The following is a 15,379-nucleotide window of genomic DNA, read 5'->3' as shown; positions in this document are numbered from 1 at the left end:
CTCCTGAGGTGCGTTCGCCTCATGGGGGGCGCACTGTGAGTGCGGCGGGGGACCACCTCGTCGGAAACCCTTCTTCGTGAATCGTCCTGAATGAGGCCACCATGAGCGAGACCACGCCAGCCCCGACCAAGGCCGCGGCCGCACGCCGACCGAGCGCGCTGGTGAGCGCCGAGGGCACCACGACGATCGCCGACACCGTCGTCAGCAAGATCGCCGGGATCGCCGCCAAGGAGGTGGCGGGCGTGTACGCGCTCGGCGGAGGGGGCGGCCGCGCGCTCGGCGCGATCCGCGAGCGCATCCCGGGTGCCCGGACCAACCACGCGCTGGGCGTGTCCGTCGAGGTCGGAGAGACCGAGGCGGCCGTCGACCTGGACCTCGTCGCGGAGTACGGCGTGTCGATCGCGGACCTGGCCACCGGGATCCGGCGCAACGTGATCAGTGCCGTCGAGCGGATGACCGGCCTGCGGGTGGTCGAGGTCAACGTCGTGGTCAACGACGTGCACCTGCCCGACGAGGACGACGCGCCGGTGGTGGCGGAGACGCGGGTCCAGTGACCGAACCCGTGCCGACGCCGCTGGACGTCGAGCTCGAGGTCGACCCCGTGCACGCGGTCGCGCCGGTCGGTCCCGAGCCGAGGAACCTCGCCGAGGAGGTCGAGGGGATCGTCCTGGCGCTGCCGGGAGTCGTCCGGATGGACGGCGGGGCGTTCGGCGGGCTCGGCACCTATCTGCCCGGGCGTCGTGTCACCGGCGTCCGGATCGACGACGAGGAGGGCACTGAGGTGCACATCGTCGTCGACGGGTCCGAACCCGTGCCGGCCGTCGCCGACCGGGTGCTGCGCGCGGTGGCCGCGATCGCGCCGACGCCGGTGCACGTGCACGTCGAGGACATCGACCTATCTATGTTGAGGAGCTGACCATGTCGTCTGTCGCCACCGGGCTGTTCGCGGGCATCCTGCTCGCGCTCGTCGCCGCCGTCGGGGGGTTCTCCATGTTCCTGCTGGCCGTCGTCCTGGGCGGGGTGGGCGTCGTCGTCGCGCTCGTGCTCGACGGCCGCCTCGACCTGAGCGGGGTCGTCTCCGGGCGGCGCCGTGGCTGAGGTCGTCCCGCAGGCGGTCTCACCGGACGTCTCGGCCCACGACGACGTCACGGAGGTCATCGAGGTGCCCCCGCGCGGCACGCTGACCATCACCGACCACGCCCTGAAGCGGATCGCCGGCCAGGTCGCGCTGGGCGTGCCCGGCGTCGCACCGACGTACCCGAAGGTCGAGTGGCAGCGGCTCGGCCGCCGCGCGCGCGTCTCGCTGGAGATCGCGCTGGTGTGGCCGTCGTCGGCCGCCGACGTGGCACGCGAGGTGCAGACGACGGTCGGCAGCGAGCTGGTCCGACAGGCCGCGCAGGACCTCGACGCGGTCACCGTCACCGTGCGCGACGTCGTGCGCCCGCCGCGGGCCGTCGCGGCGCCGAGGGTCCGATGAGCTTCGCACCCGCCCCCGCGGCCACCCGAGCCGGTCGGGTGGGCCGGTTCGGCGTGGTGCTCGCGCTGCTGGTCGTCGCGCTCGGCGTGGTCGTGATCCGCGACGCGCTGGTGGTCGGCGGGCAGATCGAGGGCAGCACCTGGCTGATCCCCGTGGTCGACGGCGCCGACGGGATCGAGCCGTCGACAGCCTCGACCGCGGTGGGGGTGGTCGTCGCGCTGATCGGCCTCTGGCTGGTGCTCGTCGCCCTCGGGCGCCGGGTGCGGACACGGGTGCCGCTCGACGTGCCCGGCGCGACCATCGGCGTCGCCGACCTCGCCCGCCTGGCCAGCAGCGCCGCGTCCGACGTCCCCTACGTGCTGTCGGCGCACTCGTCGGCCCGCCGGACGTCGGTGTCGGTGAGCGTCACCGCGCTGGAGGGCGACGACGTCGACGACGACGTGCTCGCCGCCGTGCAGCAGCGCCTGGCCCGGTTGGCCACGCCGGTCGCGGTCCACGTCTCCACGCGCCACGTGGCGGGTCTGCGATGAGGCGCGGGGTGCTGGCGGTCGACCGGGTGGTCGTGCTGCTGCTCGGACTCGCGCTCATCGCCCTCGGCGTGGCCCTGGTCGGCTGGCAGGCAGGTTTCCTGGCCGACGTCTGGCCCTCGGTACCCGGATCGGTCCAGGTGGACTCGTCGCAGGTGACCGGCTCCGACAGCTTCGTCGCCGTCGCGGTCACGGCGGGGGTCGTCCTGGTCGTCCTCGGACTGTGGTGGCTCCTCGCGCACCTGCCCCGGCGCGGCGTCGGACCGTTGCGTCTCCCCGCGGGCGTCTCCCCGGGCGTGCTGACGGTCCTGCCCGGTCCGGCCGTCGCGACCGCCGCCGACATCCTGGCCGACGAGCCCGGCGTCCTGTCCGCGCGCGGCGCCGTGCTCACGGACCGCAAGCAGCGAGTCGTGCGGCTGCGGGTGACCGTCTACCCGGACGCGGACCTCGTGTCGGTGATCGCGTCGTGCGACGCCGTGCTGGCCGACCTCGCCCGCGTCCTGCCCGACGAGCAGCTGACCTCGCGCGTGGAGCTGTCGGTGCTCCGTCGGGCCCCGGAACGCGCCCGCGTGCAGTGACCCCGACGAACCGAACGGAGCCCCGCCATGGGTAAGGACGCTGTGACCGGCTGGGTCGAGCACTACGAGCGCGCCTGGCGTGGGCAGGACGTCGGCGACCTGAACCGGCTGTTCACCGAGCACGCCCGGTACATGCGCTCCCCGTACGCGGAGCCGCTGGACGGGCTCGACGCGATCAAGGGGTTCTGGGCCGACCCGGCCCTGTTCGAGATGACCGCGACGGTCCTGGCCGCGGACGGCCCGGTCGGCGTCGTGCGCGTGGACGTCAGCTATCCCGAGGAGCACCACGAGTACCGGAACCTCTGGGTGATCACGTTCGCGCCCGACGGCCGTGCCGAGGTCTTCGAGGAGTGGGCGTACTGGCCGGACAAGGCGTACACGGTCTCGGACGACGGGTAGACCGGCGAACCGGTACGTAGGCTCGGCCCCATGAAGGCCGTCGTGTACGACCGCACAGGACCCTCCTCCGTCCTGACGGTGGTCGAGCGCTCACCACGGGAGCCCGGTGCCGACGAGGTCCGGGTGCGGGTCGCCGTCTCGGGCGTGAACCCGACCGACTGGAAGGGCCGCCGGGGTCGCGGGGACGGCGCGCGTCTCGACGACGCCAAGGTCCCGAACCAGGACGGCGCCGGGGTCGTGGACGCGGTCGGCGCGAACGTCTCGACGCTGCGGCCCGGGGACCGGGTCTGGCTGTGGGACGTCGCCTGGCAGAGCGTCGAGGGCACCGCCCAGGAGCTGGTGACGCTGCCGGCCACGCACGTCGTGGCGCTGCCGGCGTCGGAGAGCTTCGACACCGGGGCCTCGCTCGGCATCCCCGCGCTCACCGCCCACGAGGCGCTCGCCGCCGCCGCCGCGGGTCCGTCGCGGCTGGCCCCGGGAGCGCTCGACGGCCGGTGGGTCCTGGTCACCGGGGGAGCGGGCGCGGTGGGGCACGCGGCGATCCAGCTCGCGGCCTGGGCCGGCGCGCAGGTGGTCGCCACCGTCAGCTCGTCGGAGAAGGCCGACCTGGCCCGCGCGGCGGGCGCGCACCACGTCGTGAACTACCGCACGCAGGATGTGGCGTCGGCCGTGCGCGCGCTCGTGCCGGGCGGCGTGGACGTCGTGGTGGACGTGGACGTCGCACGCAACGCGTCCTCTGTCGTGGGCGCCGTGGCCGCGAACGGCACGATCGCCGCGTACGCCACGGCGGACCTCGACGTCGTGACGCTGCCGGTCATGCCGCTGATGGCCAAGAACGTCGCGGTGGTCTTCGTCCTGACCTACACCGTGTCCGACGACCGCAAGCGGGACGCGGTCCTCGCCGTCTCGGGCGCCCTGGCCGACGGTGCGCTGCGGGTCGGTGCCGAGCACGGGCTGCCGATCACCCGGTTCGTGCTGGGCGAGACCGCGGCCGCGCACGACGCGGTCGAGGCGGGCACCGTGGGCAAGGTGCTCATCGACGTCGCCGGTTGAGCCTGAGGCGAGCCTCAGCCGAGCGGGAGCTTCGTGGTGCAGTCGATGTAGACGAACGTCTTGCCGCCCGGCGCGTACTTTCGGCAGGGGGCCCGCCCGCTTGAGGAACCGCTCGTGTCAGGTGCTGCGGGCGCGGCCGGCGCGGGGGCTGCCGGTGCCGGCTTCGCCGGAACCGCTGGCTTCACCTTCTTCGCCGTGGCCTTCTTCGCGGCGGCCGCGGCCTGCGCGGCAACACGATCCCCTTCAGCCTGCGCGGCAGCGGCGGCCTGTTCGGCCGCTACCCGATCCGTCTCCAGGCGCTGGACTTCGGTCGTGCGCGCGGCGACGTTGGTGGCCTGCTCGCGCGCCAGGCGGCCCGTGCTCGACGCCACGCGGGCGCCAAGAGCCGTGACGACGGTTCGGCCGAGCCCGAGGAGCGCGCGATCGTGCTGGTCGCGCGCAACGAGTGCGGTGATCGCGGATCCCGTCGCCACCGCCGCGGCCAGCTGGGCAGCATAGGCGTCGAGCGTCGCCAGATCCGTCGCCACGGGTGCAGCGGCGAGCGCCTGGTCGACCGTCGTCTCGTAGGCTTTCACCTGCGCGGGAACGGTGCACGGCACGTGGTTCCCGTAAAGGCCGCGATGCGCGTCGCGTGCCTGCTGCTGGGCGCGCTGCGCCGCGGCGTAGAACTTCTTGTTCTTCCCGACGGCGATCGGTACGGCGAGCCCGGCCCGTGCCAATGCCGAGCTCGTGTTGACCTTTCCGACGAACACCGCCGCGAGCTCGCGGTCGTACTTGTCGACCTTGACCTTGTCCTGCTTGAGCGAGACCTCGGTGCCAACCGGCAGCAGGACCTTGAGGTACGCGCTCGCCTCCGGCCCGAGGCACTCGACCGGCTTGGCCGGGTCGACCGACTCGGGGGCGTCGATGCTGAGCAGGCGGATCCGGTGCTTGGCGCCGTCGTACCGCACGTCGATCGTGTCTCCGTCGACGACTCGCACCACCGTGGCCTTCTGCGGTGCGGCGCTCGCAGGGGTCGTCGCGGTGACGACCAGCGCGAGGGTCAGTGCCGACGTGACTGCGACGGCGACGTTGGTACGAAAAAACGACATGCAGGGAATCTCCGGGAGTTTTGCGGTTTTTCCCCGATTTCAGGCACTCGCCATTCAGGCGACGAATCGGGACCGCCGGAAATTCTAGCCGCACACAGCGCATTTCCAGAATGGGACGATCGTCACGCTCAGCCGCCGCGGTTGGGGGGCTCGAAGTGCACGCCGTCGTGGCCTGCGGTCTCCTCGGCGCGGATCACGTGGACGACCGCGTTGATCAGCGCCAGGTGCGTGAACGCCTGCGGGAAGTTGCCCAGGTGCCGGCCGGACCGCGGGTCGATCTCCTCCGCATACAGGTTTAGGGTGCTGGCGTAGGAGAGCAGGCGCTCGCAGAGGGCGCGGCCCCGTTCGAGCTCGCCGATCTCGACCAGGGCGGACACCAGCCAGAACGAGCAGATGGTGAAGGCGCCCTCCTCGCCGGACAGCCCGTCGTCGGTCTCCTCGACGCGGTAGCGCAGCACCAGACCGTCGGTGGTGAGCTCGTCGGCGATGGCCAGGACCGTGGCGCGGACTCGCGGGTCGTCGGCCGGCAGGAACCGCAGCAGCGGGACGAGCAGGAGCGATGCGTCCAGCGCGCCGGATCCGTACCGCTGCACGAAGACCCCCCGCTCGTCGACGCCGTTGGCGCAGATGTCGGAGTGGATCTCGGCCGCCAGCTTGCTCCACTGCTCCGCGAAGTCCATCTCGTCGTGCATGCGGGCCAGCCGGGCGCCGCGGTCCAGCGCCACCCAGCACATGAGCTTGCTCGAGACGAAGTGCTGGGGCTCGCCGCGGACCTCCCAGATGCCGCGGTCGGGCTCGTGCCAGTGCTTGATCGCGGCCTCGACCTGACGCTTGAGCACGGGCCAGAGCGACTCGGGCAGCTGCTCGCGCGAGCGGGTGTGCAGGTAGACGGAGTCGAGCACCGCGCCCCAGACGTCGTGCTGCTGCTGGTCGTAGGCGGCGTTCCCGATGCGCACAGGCTGGGCACCCTCGTACCCGGACAGGTGGCCCAGCTCGAACTCCTCGAGCTTCTCCTCGCCGCCCACCCCGTACATGATCTGCAGGTCCTTGTTGTCGCGGCAGACGTCGTGGATGAACGCGAAGAAGTCGTTGGCCTCGCGGTCCAGGCCGAGCGTGTACAGGCCCCAGAGCGCGAACGTGCTGTCGCGGATCCACGCGTAGCGGTAGTCCCAGTTGCGCTCGCCACCCGGGGTTTCGGGCAACGACGTCGTGGCCGCGGCCAGCAGCGCGCCCGTCGGCGCGTACGTCAGGCCCTTGAGCGTGAGGGCGCTGCGCTGCAGGTAGGTGCGCCACGGGTGGTCCGGGAAGACGCCCTGCGTGATCCACTCGCGCCAGAACTCCTGCGTCCGCCACAGCTGGTCGGCGGCGGCCTCCCACGTGGTCGGCGCCGGCAGCGGCGACCAGGACAGCGCGATGAACGCCTTGTCCCCGTTGACCATGCGCGTGCGCGCCGACGCCGTCCGGCCGTCGATGCCGAGTCGCAGGCTGCTGGTCAGACGAAGCGTCGGGCCGCTGTCCGACTCCGCGTGGATGGCGTTGTAGCCCGCGTCGTCGTACTCCCATCGCGTCTCGGCGCGGCCGTAGTCGGGGGACGGGTCGCACTCGACCTGGAGGTCGACCGTGCCGCTGATGCAGGTGACGGTGCGCAGCAGGATGTGCTCGGCGTCGTCGTCGGTGGGCGTCCGGCGGTGGGTGGCGGAGCGCTCGTCCTGGTTGTGCCACGGACCCATCACCATCGCGTCGCGCACCACGAGCCAGCCGGTCGGCGTCTGCCAGGTCGTCTCCAGCACCAGGGTGCCGGGCAGGTAACGGCGTGCCGACGGCACCCGGGTGCCGTGCGGACCCACGCGGAACGACCCGGCTCCACGGTCGAGGATGCTCGCGAAGACGCTCGGTGAGTCGGGCCGCGGGACGCACATCCACTCGACCGCGCCCGCGGGCGAGATGAGGCAGTTGGACTCGCAGTCGGAGAGGAACGCGTAGCTCGCGATCGGCGGGAACGGCGTGCGGTGCGTCTCGGGCTGGGTGTCGATGACCGGGGTCATCACCTCAGCGTGGTCCTGTCGAGCGGCGTTGTCAGTAGAGATGGCAAAGTCGTCACATGCCGGTAACGATCCGACCCTTCCACGCGTCCGACCTGGCCGCGCTCTACCGCGTCTGCCTCCTGACCGGCGACGCCAGCGCCGACGCCACGGACCTGTATCGGAACCCCGACCTGCTCGGACACCTCTACGCGGGCCCGTACCCGATCGCGGACCCCGGGCTGACGTTCGTCGTCGTCGACGATCTCGGTGTGGGGGGCTACGTCGTCGCGACCGCGGACTCCTACCGGTTCGAGCGCTGGCTCGACACCTCGTGGTTCCCGGTCCTGCGCGCGCAGCACGCCCTCGTCGGCGACCCGCGCGACGGCACCCGGGACCACGAGCTGATCCGCCAGATCCACGAGTTCGTCCCCGCCGACAAGGCGGTCTTCCACACGCATCCCGCGCACATGCACATCGACCTGCTGCCGCGGCTGCAGCGCCGTGGCCTCGGCCGCCGGCTGATCGAGTCGTTGGGCGACACCCTGCGCGATCGCGGCGTCCCCGGTCTGCACCTCGGCGTCGACGCCCGCAACGAGGGCGGGATCGCGTTCTACGACCGCATCGGGTTCCAGGACGCCGGTCCCAGCGGCGGCGCGCGGCTGCTCACCCTCGGTCTGTAGCGACCGTCGACGGATCACGACCGGAGCGACTGAAGACCGCAGCGGCCGCTGGCTCCAGCGTGTCGCGAATGTCCGGAGTTACGGTCGTCACGATGTCGTTGACGCATGACGTGTGACGGGTGCATCCTGACCCCGACGTCGCAGGGCCGCGCGTCAGGAGGGTGAGGCGCGGCCCTGCGCCCTCAGCCCGAGGTCGCGGTGTCAGATGAGGTGCGTCCGAGGGGATGGCCGCCGACAACCCGTGCGCGGTAGCGACGGCCGGAGCAAACGTGGCGTGGGTGTCCGCCGACGGCGCATCGGTCTCGCTGACCGATGCCGCGAGGGCGGCCGTCGCGACGACAGTGGGTCGAACTCGTCGGGGGCCCCGAGCGGGTCAGTCGCGGAAGTATCCCGAGACGTCGACGACGAGGTCCGTCGGGGCGACGTGGCTGTAGAACGTGACGGCGCCGTCGTCCCCGATCCGGACCACCGCGAGGTTGGCCTCGTTGCGGCCCGTCACCAGGTTGAGGTTGGACACGAGCGGCATGGCCCCCGTGGATGCCGGGAAGGCCCGCACATGGGTGTCGGAGCGAGGGTTGGCGCCGGTGAGGTTGAGCACCGCTGCCGTCGCGTCGTCCGGGATGAGCTGGCCGCCCACGCGCGCTCCGGCGACCCGGGCGGTGGCGGGGGCACCGGGGTCCAGCTCGTGGGTGAGACCCAGGTGCGACCGGGTGTCGATCAGGCGCCCCGGCGCGAGGGCGACGTACCCGTTGGCGCCCGTGGCGGTGTAGTAGCCGGCCACGTCGGCCACCAGCTGGGCCTGCGCCGCGTAGAGCCACAGGCGCACCCGGCCGCCTTCGCCGATGGCGACGGTGACCAGGTTCGCCTGGTCGCGGCCGGGGTAGAGGTTCAGGTTGGAGATGACCGGCGGCGTCTGGTCCTCGACGGCGCCGGGAGTGGGGAAGACGCGGACGTGCGTCTTGCCGCTGACCGCGGTCCCGGTCACGTTGAGCACGATCGCCGTGGCGTCGCTGGGCACGCTCGTGCCGGGGCCCGCCACCACGAGATCGATCCATCGGCCGCCGGTCAGCGGTGCCTTGGGCGCGCCCATGCCGAGCCGGGTGTCCAGGACCCGCGCCGGCACGAGCGGTTGGTAGGCGGCGGCACCGCCAGCGCTGTAGTAGCCGGCGACGTCCGCGATGACGTCGGCAGGCGCGAACGCGGAGGCCACGTCGATCGTCCGGTCCGCGCTGATGCGAACCGTGACGAGGTTGGGCTGGTCGATCCCGGTGACGAAGTTGACGTTCGACACCAGCGGCGGCGGATCGCTACCGGTGGGCGTCGGGTACACCGACAGGTAGCCGTTGCCCCGAGGATTCACCGCGGTCAGGTTCAGCACGATGGCACTGGCGTCCGCAGGCAGACCCGAGAGGTCCAGGGTCGCGGGCTCGCCCGGGACCAGCGGTCCGCCGGCGCCCGGCAGGCGCGTGTCGATGATCCGCTCGGGTGGCAGCGGGGTGAACCGGTCCCCGTCGACCCCTACGGTGAACCAGCTGCGCACGGTCGCGTCCTGCACCGTCCCGCCGGGGCCGGGGATCGAGGCCACGAGCATCTCGTACTGGTGACCGGCGACGAGGTCGGCGGCGGGGGTGACGCTCAAGGACGTACGGCCCGCGTCCACGGTCGGCGCCGCCAGAGCGACGTCGGCGCCCGTGGTCCCGTCCACCAGTCGGACGGTGCCGGCGACGACGGCGTCGGCGGGTAGCGCCTGCTCGAGCGCGACGGTCAGGGTGGGGCGGACCGCGACGCCCGTGCTTCGTGGAGCGGGCGAGAGGTCCTTGACCCAGCCGGCCGGGTGCGGCTCGGCCAGCGTGTTGCTGTGCAACGTGTACAGCCACCCGGCGGCCATGACGGCTTCGTCGTAGCCGTCGCCGTCAAGGTCGGCCATCTGCAGCCCGTCCACCGGGTACCAGCTGAGGTACGAGATCGACGTGCTCTGGACCGGCGCGCCGAGCGTCCCGTCGGGTTGCTGCAGCAGGGTCGACACCGCATCCCAGCCGTTGTTCGCGGTGACCACGTCGAGGCGTCCGTCGTGGTCGACGTCGTCGAGCGCGAGCGCGCCCGGCAGCTGCCATGCGTAGACAGCGACCGCGGGAGCGAAGCCGCCCGCGGCCAGCTGCGCGCTCACGTACACGTTGAAGAGGTTCGTGCGGACGACGTCGACGAGGCCGTCTCCTGTCACGTCGCCGACCTTGACAGCCCCGGACCACGAGTTGGCGGCGCCCCCCGGTGCGTCGGCGCTCACGGTGAGCGCGACCAGCGGTCCGAACGTGTGGTCGGGCTGCTGCAGGAAGTAGCCGGCCGTGCCGACGATGTCGAGGCGGCCGTCGCCGTTCACGTCGGCCAGGGTGGAGCCGACGACGACCGCGCCCGTCGGCGTCGCCGGACCGAGCGTGTGGGCCGGGGTGCCGAAGTAGATGGTCGCGACACTCGCGGAGGAGTCGGCCAGCAGATCCGTCCGGCCGTCGCCGTCGATGTCGCCCGCGACGACCTGCAACCCGCCGCTCGCGATCGGCAGGGTCGCGCCTGCGGTGAGCTGACCGCCGCTCTGCACGAACAGCTGCACCCCCACCGACGTCGTCACGGCGACGTCCTGGTCGCCGTCGCCGTCGAGGTCCGCCACCGCGACGTCACCGTCGGCGGTCACGCCGCCCGGCACCGGCAGGATCGTCGGGTCCCCGAGCACGCCCGAGGGTGTATCGGGGACGATCTGGAGGTCGACGCCGTGCACGGCCACCACGTCCGGACGCCCGTCCCCGGTCACGTCACCGACCGCCAGGGCTTGGTACGCCTGCGCGGACGGGTGCCGCGTGCCGGTGAACGACGGCATGGTCGTGGGCCCCACGCTCAGCACGTACGTCCGATCGTGCTGAGCCGTCCCGTTGGCGTTCCGGACCGCGACGAACAGCTGGTGCCCGCCCACGGGCATCGGGACCGTCACGGACTCGGCGGATCCTCCGGGCTGCAGGTTCCCGGAGGACAGGACGTGTCCGGTGTCGTCGCGGACCTCGAGGGTGAGATCGAGCGGATCAGGCACCTGGTACAGGTTCGCGTCGTGGACGTAGACCGTGTACCAGCCGGCGGTCGGCGCCGTGTAGCGATACCAGTCGACGTCTCCCTCGGGCGAGATCGTGCCGTCGGCCTCCGTGCCGTCGGTGACCTGGGCCCGGGCGCGCGTGTCGTCGGACGTGCCGGCATCGCCGGGCGCCTCGTCGAGGGCGATGCCGGTGGCGGCGGGCACGGGGTCGCCGACCGTGACGGCCGCCGCGGCGTCGACGACGCCCGCGCCGTAGTACGGGTCGACGCCTCGCGGCCCGGCGTCCCGTGCGGTGGACTCGAGCCGCTGCTCGACCTGTGCCGGCGTCAACGCACCGGCGTGCGAGCGGACCAGGGCCGCGACGCCGCTGACGATCGCGGCGGAGAACGACGTGCCGGTGCCCGAGACGAAGGACCCGGCGCTGGTGCCGGGGCCGATGATCTGGTCGCCCGGGGCGGCGAGGCTGACCGAGTCGCCCCAGCTCGACGACGGCAGGAGCGCCCCGTCCTCGTCGGTCGACGAGACGCTGACGAACCCGGCCACCTGCGGCGCGTACGCCGCCGGGTACACGGCGCTCTCGGTCCCGTCGTTGCCCGCCGCGGCGACCACGACGACGCCTGCTGCGACCGCGGCCTCGATCGCCTGCAGCAGCACGGGCGCCGGGTCGGGGCCGCCGAGTGAGAGGCTCACCACCCGTGCGCCATGAGTGACCGCCCACGCGATGCCGGCGGCGATCGTCGAGTCGTCGCCCTCGCCGTTCTGGTCGAGCACCCGGACGGGGAGGATCTTGGCGCCGTAGGCGGTGCCGACCGAACCGGCCTGGTTGTCGGCCTTGGCGGCGATGATGCCGGCGACGAGCGTGCCGTGGCCCTCGGGGTCCGCAGGGTCCGCGTCGCCGTCGACCAGGTCGGTGCCGGTGAGCACCTGACCGGCCAGGTCGTCGTTCGCGGCGGTGACGCCGGTGTCCAGCACGGCCACCACGGTCCCTGCGCCGGTCGCGGAGTCCCAGGCCCGGGGCAGGCGCAGCGTGTCCAGGTACGGCCACGCCCACTCGATGTCGGGGTCGTCGGTCCAGGCGAGCGCGGTGCGCCTGTGGTCCAGCTGCACGTCCGCCACCTGCGGGTCCTGACGGAGCCGCGCGACGACGGCGGCCGGCGACTCGTCCCCCACGGCCACCTTGACGTAGGAGGTGCCGGGGACGGCGTCGGGCCCGGACACCCCGGCGGCGGAGAGCGTGGAGCGCTGCTGCGCGCCGGACGTCCGAGCGGCGAACTTCACAAGCACGTGGTCGGCGGGGGCTGCCTCGGTGGCCTTCGGCTGGGGCAGCGTCTCGAGCGGACCGCGATCGTGCGGCCGCGGTCGGTCGGTCGGGTCGTGGGGATCGCTCGGCGCTGCTGTGACCGGTGCGGGGACCGGCCGCGCAGCCAGTGCCGGGGGACCCTGGACGACCATTCCGGCGGTCACGACGGCGATCGAGGCGGCGGCGGCCGCGAGCCGGGCGAGCGTCCTCACGTGTGCCCTTCACGCTCGGGTGAACCCGCGAGACCTGGGTCGGCGCCACCGGGGATCCACAGCGTAGCGGCGCAGGCGTCGAGGTTCGGGCCCCGAACGGGTGAACCGTCGGGCCACGAAACAGTCGGAGCGGGTGACGAGAATCGAACTCGCGCTATCAGCTTGGGAAGCTGAAGTTCTGCCACTGAACTACACCCGCGTGGCCGGTCGTGCATCGGCCGGGACAGCATACCCGGAGCCATCGGGTGAGGCGAAAGCCGTCCCGTCCTGTCCGGATGCCGCCGTTTCCGGGCCTCACGCGGACCGGTGCGTCAGGCGACCTCGACGCCGTTCGAGACGGTCACGTCCACCCGGACGGTCGAGCCGGCCGGGGCGTAGGGGACCAGGTGCCCGTCGAGCGGGACGCCGTCGACGCTGACTCCCACCACCGGGCCGGTGGTCACGTGGATCTCGTAGGTCGCCCGGCGTGCCACGCGAGTGACGGTGAAGGACGGGACCTCCGAGCCGATCTGGGGGTCGACGATCAGCCCGTCGTAGTCGGGCCGGACGCCGAGCAGGTGCTGGGACACCGCGACGAAGTTCCAGGCCGCCGTGCCGGTCAGCCACGAGTTCTTCGCCTCGCCGTGCCGGACGGCCTCCTTGCCGGCGATCATCTGCGCGTACACGTACGGCTCGGTGCGGTGCACGTCGGAGATGTCCTCGCGGTACGCCGGGGTGATCCGCTTGTAGTGGTCGAACGCGCGGTCGCCGCGGCCGACCATCGTCTCGGCGATGATGACCCACGGGTTGTTGTGGCAGAAGATGCCGCCGTTCTCCTTGTAGCCGGGCGGGTAGGTCGACACCTCGCCCAGCTCCACGCGGTAGGTCGTGTACGCGGGGCTCTGCAGGACCATGCCGTGGGGCGTGGCCAGGTGCTCCTCGACGGAGTCGAGCGCCCGCAGCGCCCGGCCGTCCTCGACACCGATCCCGGCCATGATCGCGAAGCCCTGCGGCTCGATCCAGATGCGGCCCTCGGTGTCCGCGGCGGTGCCGACGGGGTTGCCGTAGTAGTCGTAGGCGCGCAGGAACCAGTCGCCGTCCCAGCCGTGGTCGAGGGTGGCCTGACGGACCTCGTCGACGACCTTGCGCGCCTGCGAGGCCACCTCGGTCAGGCCCCGCCGGTCGGCCAGGGCCGCGTACTCGGCGCCGTAGAGCACGAACTGGGCGGCGATGAACACCGACTCCGCGACGCCGCCGGCCTGGTTCTCGGTGGTCTGGAAGGACTCGCCGGGGGTGGTCGAGAAGCAGTTGAGGTTCAGGCAGTCGTTCCAGTCGGCCCGGCCGATGAGCGGCAGGCCGTGCGGGCCGCGGTGGTTGACGGTGAACTCGAACGACCTGGTCAGGTGCTCGAACAGGGTCACCTCGGAGCCCTCGAGATTGTCGAACGGGACGAGCTCGTCGAGGAGCGAGTCGTCGCCCGTCTCCTTGACGTAGGCCGCGACGCCGGCGATCAGCCACAGCGGGTCGTCGTTGAACCCGGAGCCGATGTCGTCGTTCCCGCGCTTGGTGAGCGGCTGGTACTGGTGGTAAGCGGAGCCGTCCGGGAACTGGGTGGCCGCGATGTCGAGGATGCGCTCGCGGGCCCGCTCCGGGACGAGGTGCACGAAGCCGAGCAGGTCCTGGTTGGAGTCGCGGAAGCCCATGCCGCGGCCGATCCCGGTCTCGAAGAACGACGCCGAGCGGGACATGTTGAACGTGACCATGCACTGGTACTGGTTCCAGACGTTGACCATCCGGTCCAGCTTCTCGTCGCTGCTGGTGACGGAGTACGTGCTGAGCAGCTTGCGCCAGTGGTCCTTCAGCGCGACGAAGGCGGCGTCGGTCTGCTCGGTCGTCGCGAAGCGTCCGAGCAGGGCGTGCGCCCGCTCCTTGTTGATCACCTGGTGCTCGTCGTCGGCCCACTTGTCCGCGTTCTCGACGTAGCCGAGGACGTAGGTGAGCGTCCGGGACTCGCCGGGCTCCAGCACCACGTCGACCTGGTGCGAGCCGATCGGGTACCAGCCGGACGCGACCGAGTTCGCCGATCTTCCGGCGCGCGGGACCGCCGCCTCGCCCAGGCCGTTGTAGGCGCCGACGAACGTGTCGCGGTCGGTGTCGAAACCGCTGGCGCGGGTGTTCACGCCGAACACGGCGTAGTGGTCGCGGCGCTCGCGGTACTCGGTGGTGTGGAAGATCGCCGACCCGAACGGGCCCTCCTGCTCGACCACCACCTCGCCGATCGACAGGTTGCGCTGGTAGTTGGTCTGGTCGTCCTGCGCGTTCCAGAGGCAGAACTCCACGAAGGAGAAGAGTTGGACCTGCTTGGGGGCCGACGACGTGTTGGTGACCGTGACCCGCTGGATCTCGGCGGTCTCGCCGAGCGGGACGAACAGCAGGGTCTCGACCGACAGGCCGCCGCGCTCGCCGGTGATCCGCGTGTAGCCGAGGCCATGGGCCGCCTCGAAATGGTCCAGGTCCGCCTTGACCGGCAGCCACGACGGCGTCCAGACGTCTCCGCCGTCGTTCACGTACAGATACCGGCCGCCCGCGTCGGCGGGGATGTTGTTGTAGCGGTACCGCGTGAGGCGCCGCATCTTGGCGTCGCGGTAGAACGAGTAGCCCCCGGCCTGGTGCGAGACCAGCGAGAAGAACTGCTCGGAGCCGAGATAGTTGATCCACGGGTACGGCGTGTGGGGCGTGGTGATGACGTACTCACGTGCGTCGTCGTCGAAGTGGCCGTACCGCATGGACGTGTTCCCTTGGTGCTCGGCTGGCGCGCCCTGCCGGCCGCGTCATCGCGGTGAGCCCGACGGGGCGCTGTCAGCAATCGTGTGCGGGAGCGCTCCCATGCATCTCCCGGCCGCGAGCATAACCGCTTCGACGCCGGCACGGAACGGTCGCGAGCAACGGCCTTCGCGACGACCAACGAGCGCCCACCGTCGAC

Annotated in this window: 13 protein-coding genes and 1 tRNA gene; 9 read left to right on the top strand and 5 right to left on the bottom strand. The window is 72.0% G+C overall.

Annotated features, from left to right (window positions below; all coding sequences use genetic code 11):
• Positions 1 to 101 precede the first annotated feature (101 nt).
• The 8 genes from ACPPVS_RS17930 to ACPPVS_RS17895 are packed head-to-tail and all read left to right on the top strand — an operon-like array spanning position 102 to position 4,034.
• Positions 102 to 554 carry an Asp23/Gls24 family envelope stress response protein gene (locus ACPPVS_RS17930; protein ID WP_426593593.1) on the top strand — a complete coding sequence of 151 codons (453 nt, stop codon included), beginning with the start codon at positions 102 to 104 and terminating at the stop codon, positions 552 to 554.
• Positions 551 to 916 (top strand): hypothetical protein, encoded by a 366-nt coding sequence (locus tag ACPPVS_RS17925; protein ID WP_426593592.1) that lies wholly within the window; start codon positions 551 to 553, stop codon positions 914 to 916. Before ACPPVS_RS17930 ends, ACPPVS_RS17925 begins: the two co-directional genes overlap by 4 nt.
• Before the next feature lie 2 nt (positions 917 to 918).
• On the top strand, positions 919 to 1,098 hold the full coding sequence (locus ACPPVS_RS17920; protein ID WP_426593591.1) for a DUF2273 domain-containing protein: 180 nt from the start codon (positions 919 to 921) through the stop codon (positions 1,096 to 1,098).
• Positions 1,091 to 1,477 (top strand): hypothetical protein, encoded by a 387-nt coding sequence (locus tag ACPPVS_RS17915; RefSeq protein WP_426593590.1) that lies wholly within the window; start codon positions 1,091 to 1,093, stop codon positions 1,475 to 1,477. The genes ACPPVS_RS17920 and ACPPVS_RS17915 overlap by 8 nt, the downstream gene beginning before the upstream one ends.
• Positions 1,474 to 2,007, top strand: a complete 534-nt coding sequence (locus ACPPVS_RS17910) for a DUF6286 domain-containing protein (RefSeq protein WP_426593589.1) — start codon at positions 1,474 to 1,476, stop codon at positions 2,005 to 2,007. Before ACPPVS_RS17915 ends, ACPPVS_RS17910 begins: the two co-directional genes overlap by 4 nt.
• A complete protein-coding gene (locus ACPPVS_RS17905) occupies positions 2,004 to 2,582 on the top strand; it encodes a hypothetical protein (protein ID WP_426593588.1) in 579 nt (192 codons plus the stop codon). Before ACPPVS_RS17910 ends, ACPPVS_RS17905 begins: the two co-directional genes overlap by 4 nt.
• A 27-nt stretch (positions 2,583 to 2,609) precedes the next feature.
• On the top strand, positions 2,610 to 2,981 hold the full coding sequence (locus tag ACPPVS_RS17900; protein WP_426593587.1) for a nuclear transport factor 2 family protein: 372 nt from the start codon (positions 2,610 to 2,612) through the stop codon (positions 2,979 to 2,981).
• 30 nt (positions 2,982 to 3,011) lie between these two features.
• Entirely contained in the window at positions 3,012 to 4,034 is a 1,023-nt protein-coding gene (locus ACPPVS_RS17895) for an NADPH:quinone reductase (RefSeq protein ID WP_426593586.1), read from the top strand.
• A gap of 14 nt (positions 4,035 to 4,048) precedes the next feature.
• Here the strand turns inward: ACPPVS_RS17895 and ACPPVS_RS17890 are convergent, their stop codons facing one another.
• Together ACPPVS_RS17890 and ACPPVS_RS17885 are read right to left on the bottom strand one after the other, a co-directional pair.
• Positions 4,049 to 5,017, bottom strand: coding sequence for a thermonuclease family protein (locus tag ACPPVS_RS17890; protein WP_426593585.1), 969 nt, complete (start codon positions 5,015 to 5,017; stop codon positions 4,049 to 4,051).
• Between the two features lie 236 nt (positions 5,018 to 5,253).
• Positions 5,254 to 7,170, bottom strand: a complete 1,917-nt coding sequence (locus ACPPVS_RS17885; protein WP_426593584.1) for a glycoside hydrolase family 15 protein — start codon at positions 7,168 to 7,170, stop codon at positions 5,254 to 5,256.
• A 56-nt stretch (positions 7,171 to 7,226) separates the two neighbouring features.
• Between ACPPVS_RS17885 and ACPPVS_RS17880 the strand changes: the two genes are divergently transcribed.
• Complete coding sequence (locus ACPPVS_RS17880) at positions 7,227 to 7,829, top strand: GNAT family N-acetyltransferase (RefSeq protein ID WP_426593583.1); 603 nt, start codon at positions 7,227 to 7,229, stop codon at positions 7,827 to 7,829.
• Between the two features lie 373 nt (positions 7,830 to 8,202).
• Here ACPPVS_RS17880 and ACPPVS_RS17875 read toward each other — a convergent pair whose 3' ends face one another.
• From ACPPVS_RS17875 to ACPPVS_RS17865, 3 genes are all read right to left on the bottom strand, one after another.
• On the bottom strand, positions 8,203 to 12,417 hold the full coding sequence (locus tag ACPPVS_RS17875; RefSeq protein ID WP_426593582.1) for a S8 family serine peptidase: 4,215 nt from the start codon (positions 12,415 to 12,417) through the stop codon (positions 8,203 to 8,205).
• A 128-nt stretch (positions 12,418 to 12,545) separates the two neighbouring features.
• Positions 12,546 to 12,616 (bottom strand) — tRNA-Gly (locus tag ACPPVS_RS17870).
• 112 nt (positions 12,617 to 12,728) lie between these two features.
• Entirely contained in the window at positions 12,729 to 15,182 is a 2,454-nt protein-coding gene (locus tag ACPPVS_RS17865) for a GH36-type glycosyl hydrolase domain-containing protein (RefSeq protein WP_426593581.1), read from the bottom strand.
• Positions 15,183 to 15,379 lie beyond the last annotated feature (197 nt).

The sequence above is a fragment of the Cellulomonas sp. McL0617 genome (assembly GCF_049994875.1).
Lineage (GTDB): Bacteria > Actinomycetota > Actinomycetes > Actinomycetales > Cellulomonadaceae > Cellulomonas.
The sequence above is the reverse complement of the archived record's forward strand: the minus strand, read 5'-3'. Positions and strand labels throughout refer to the sequence as shown.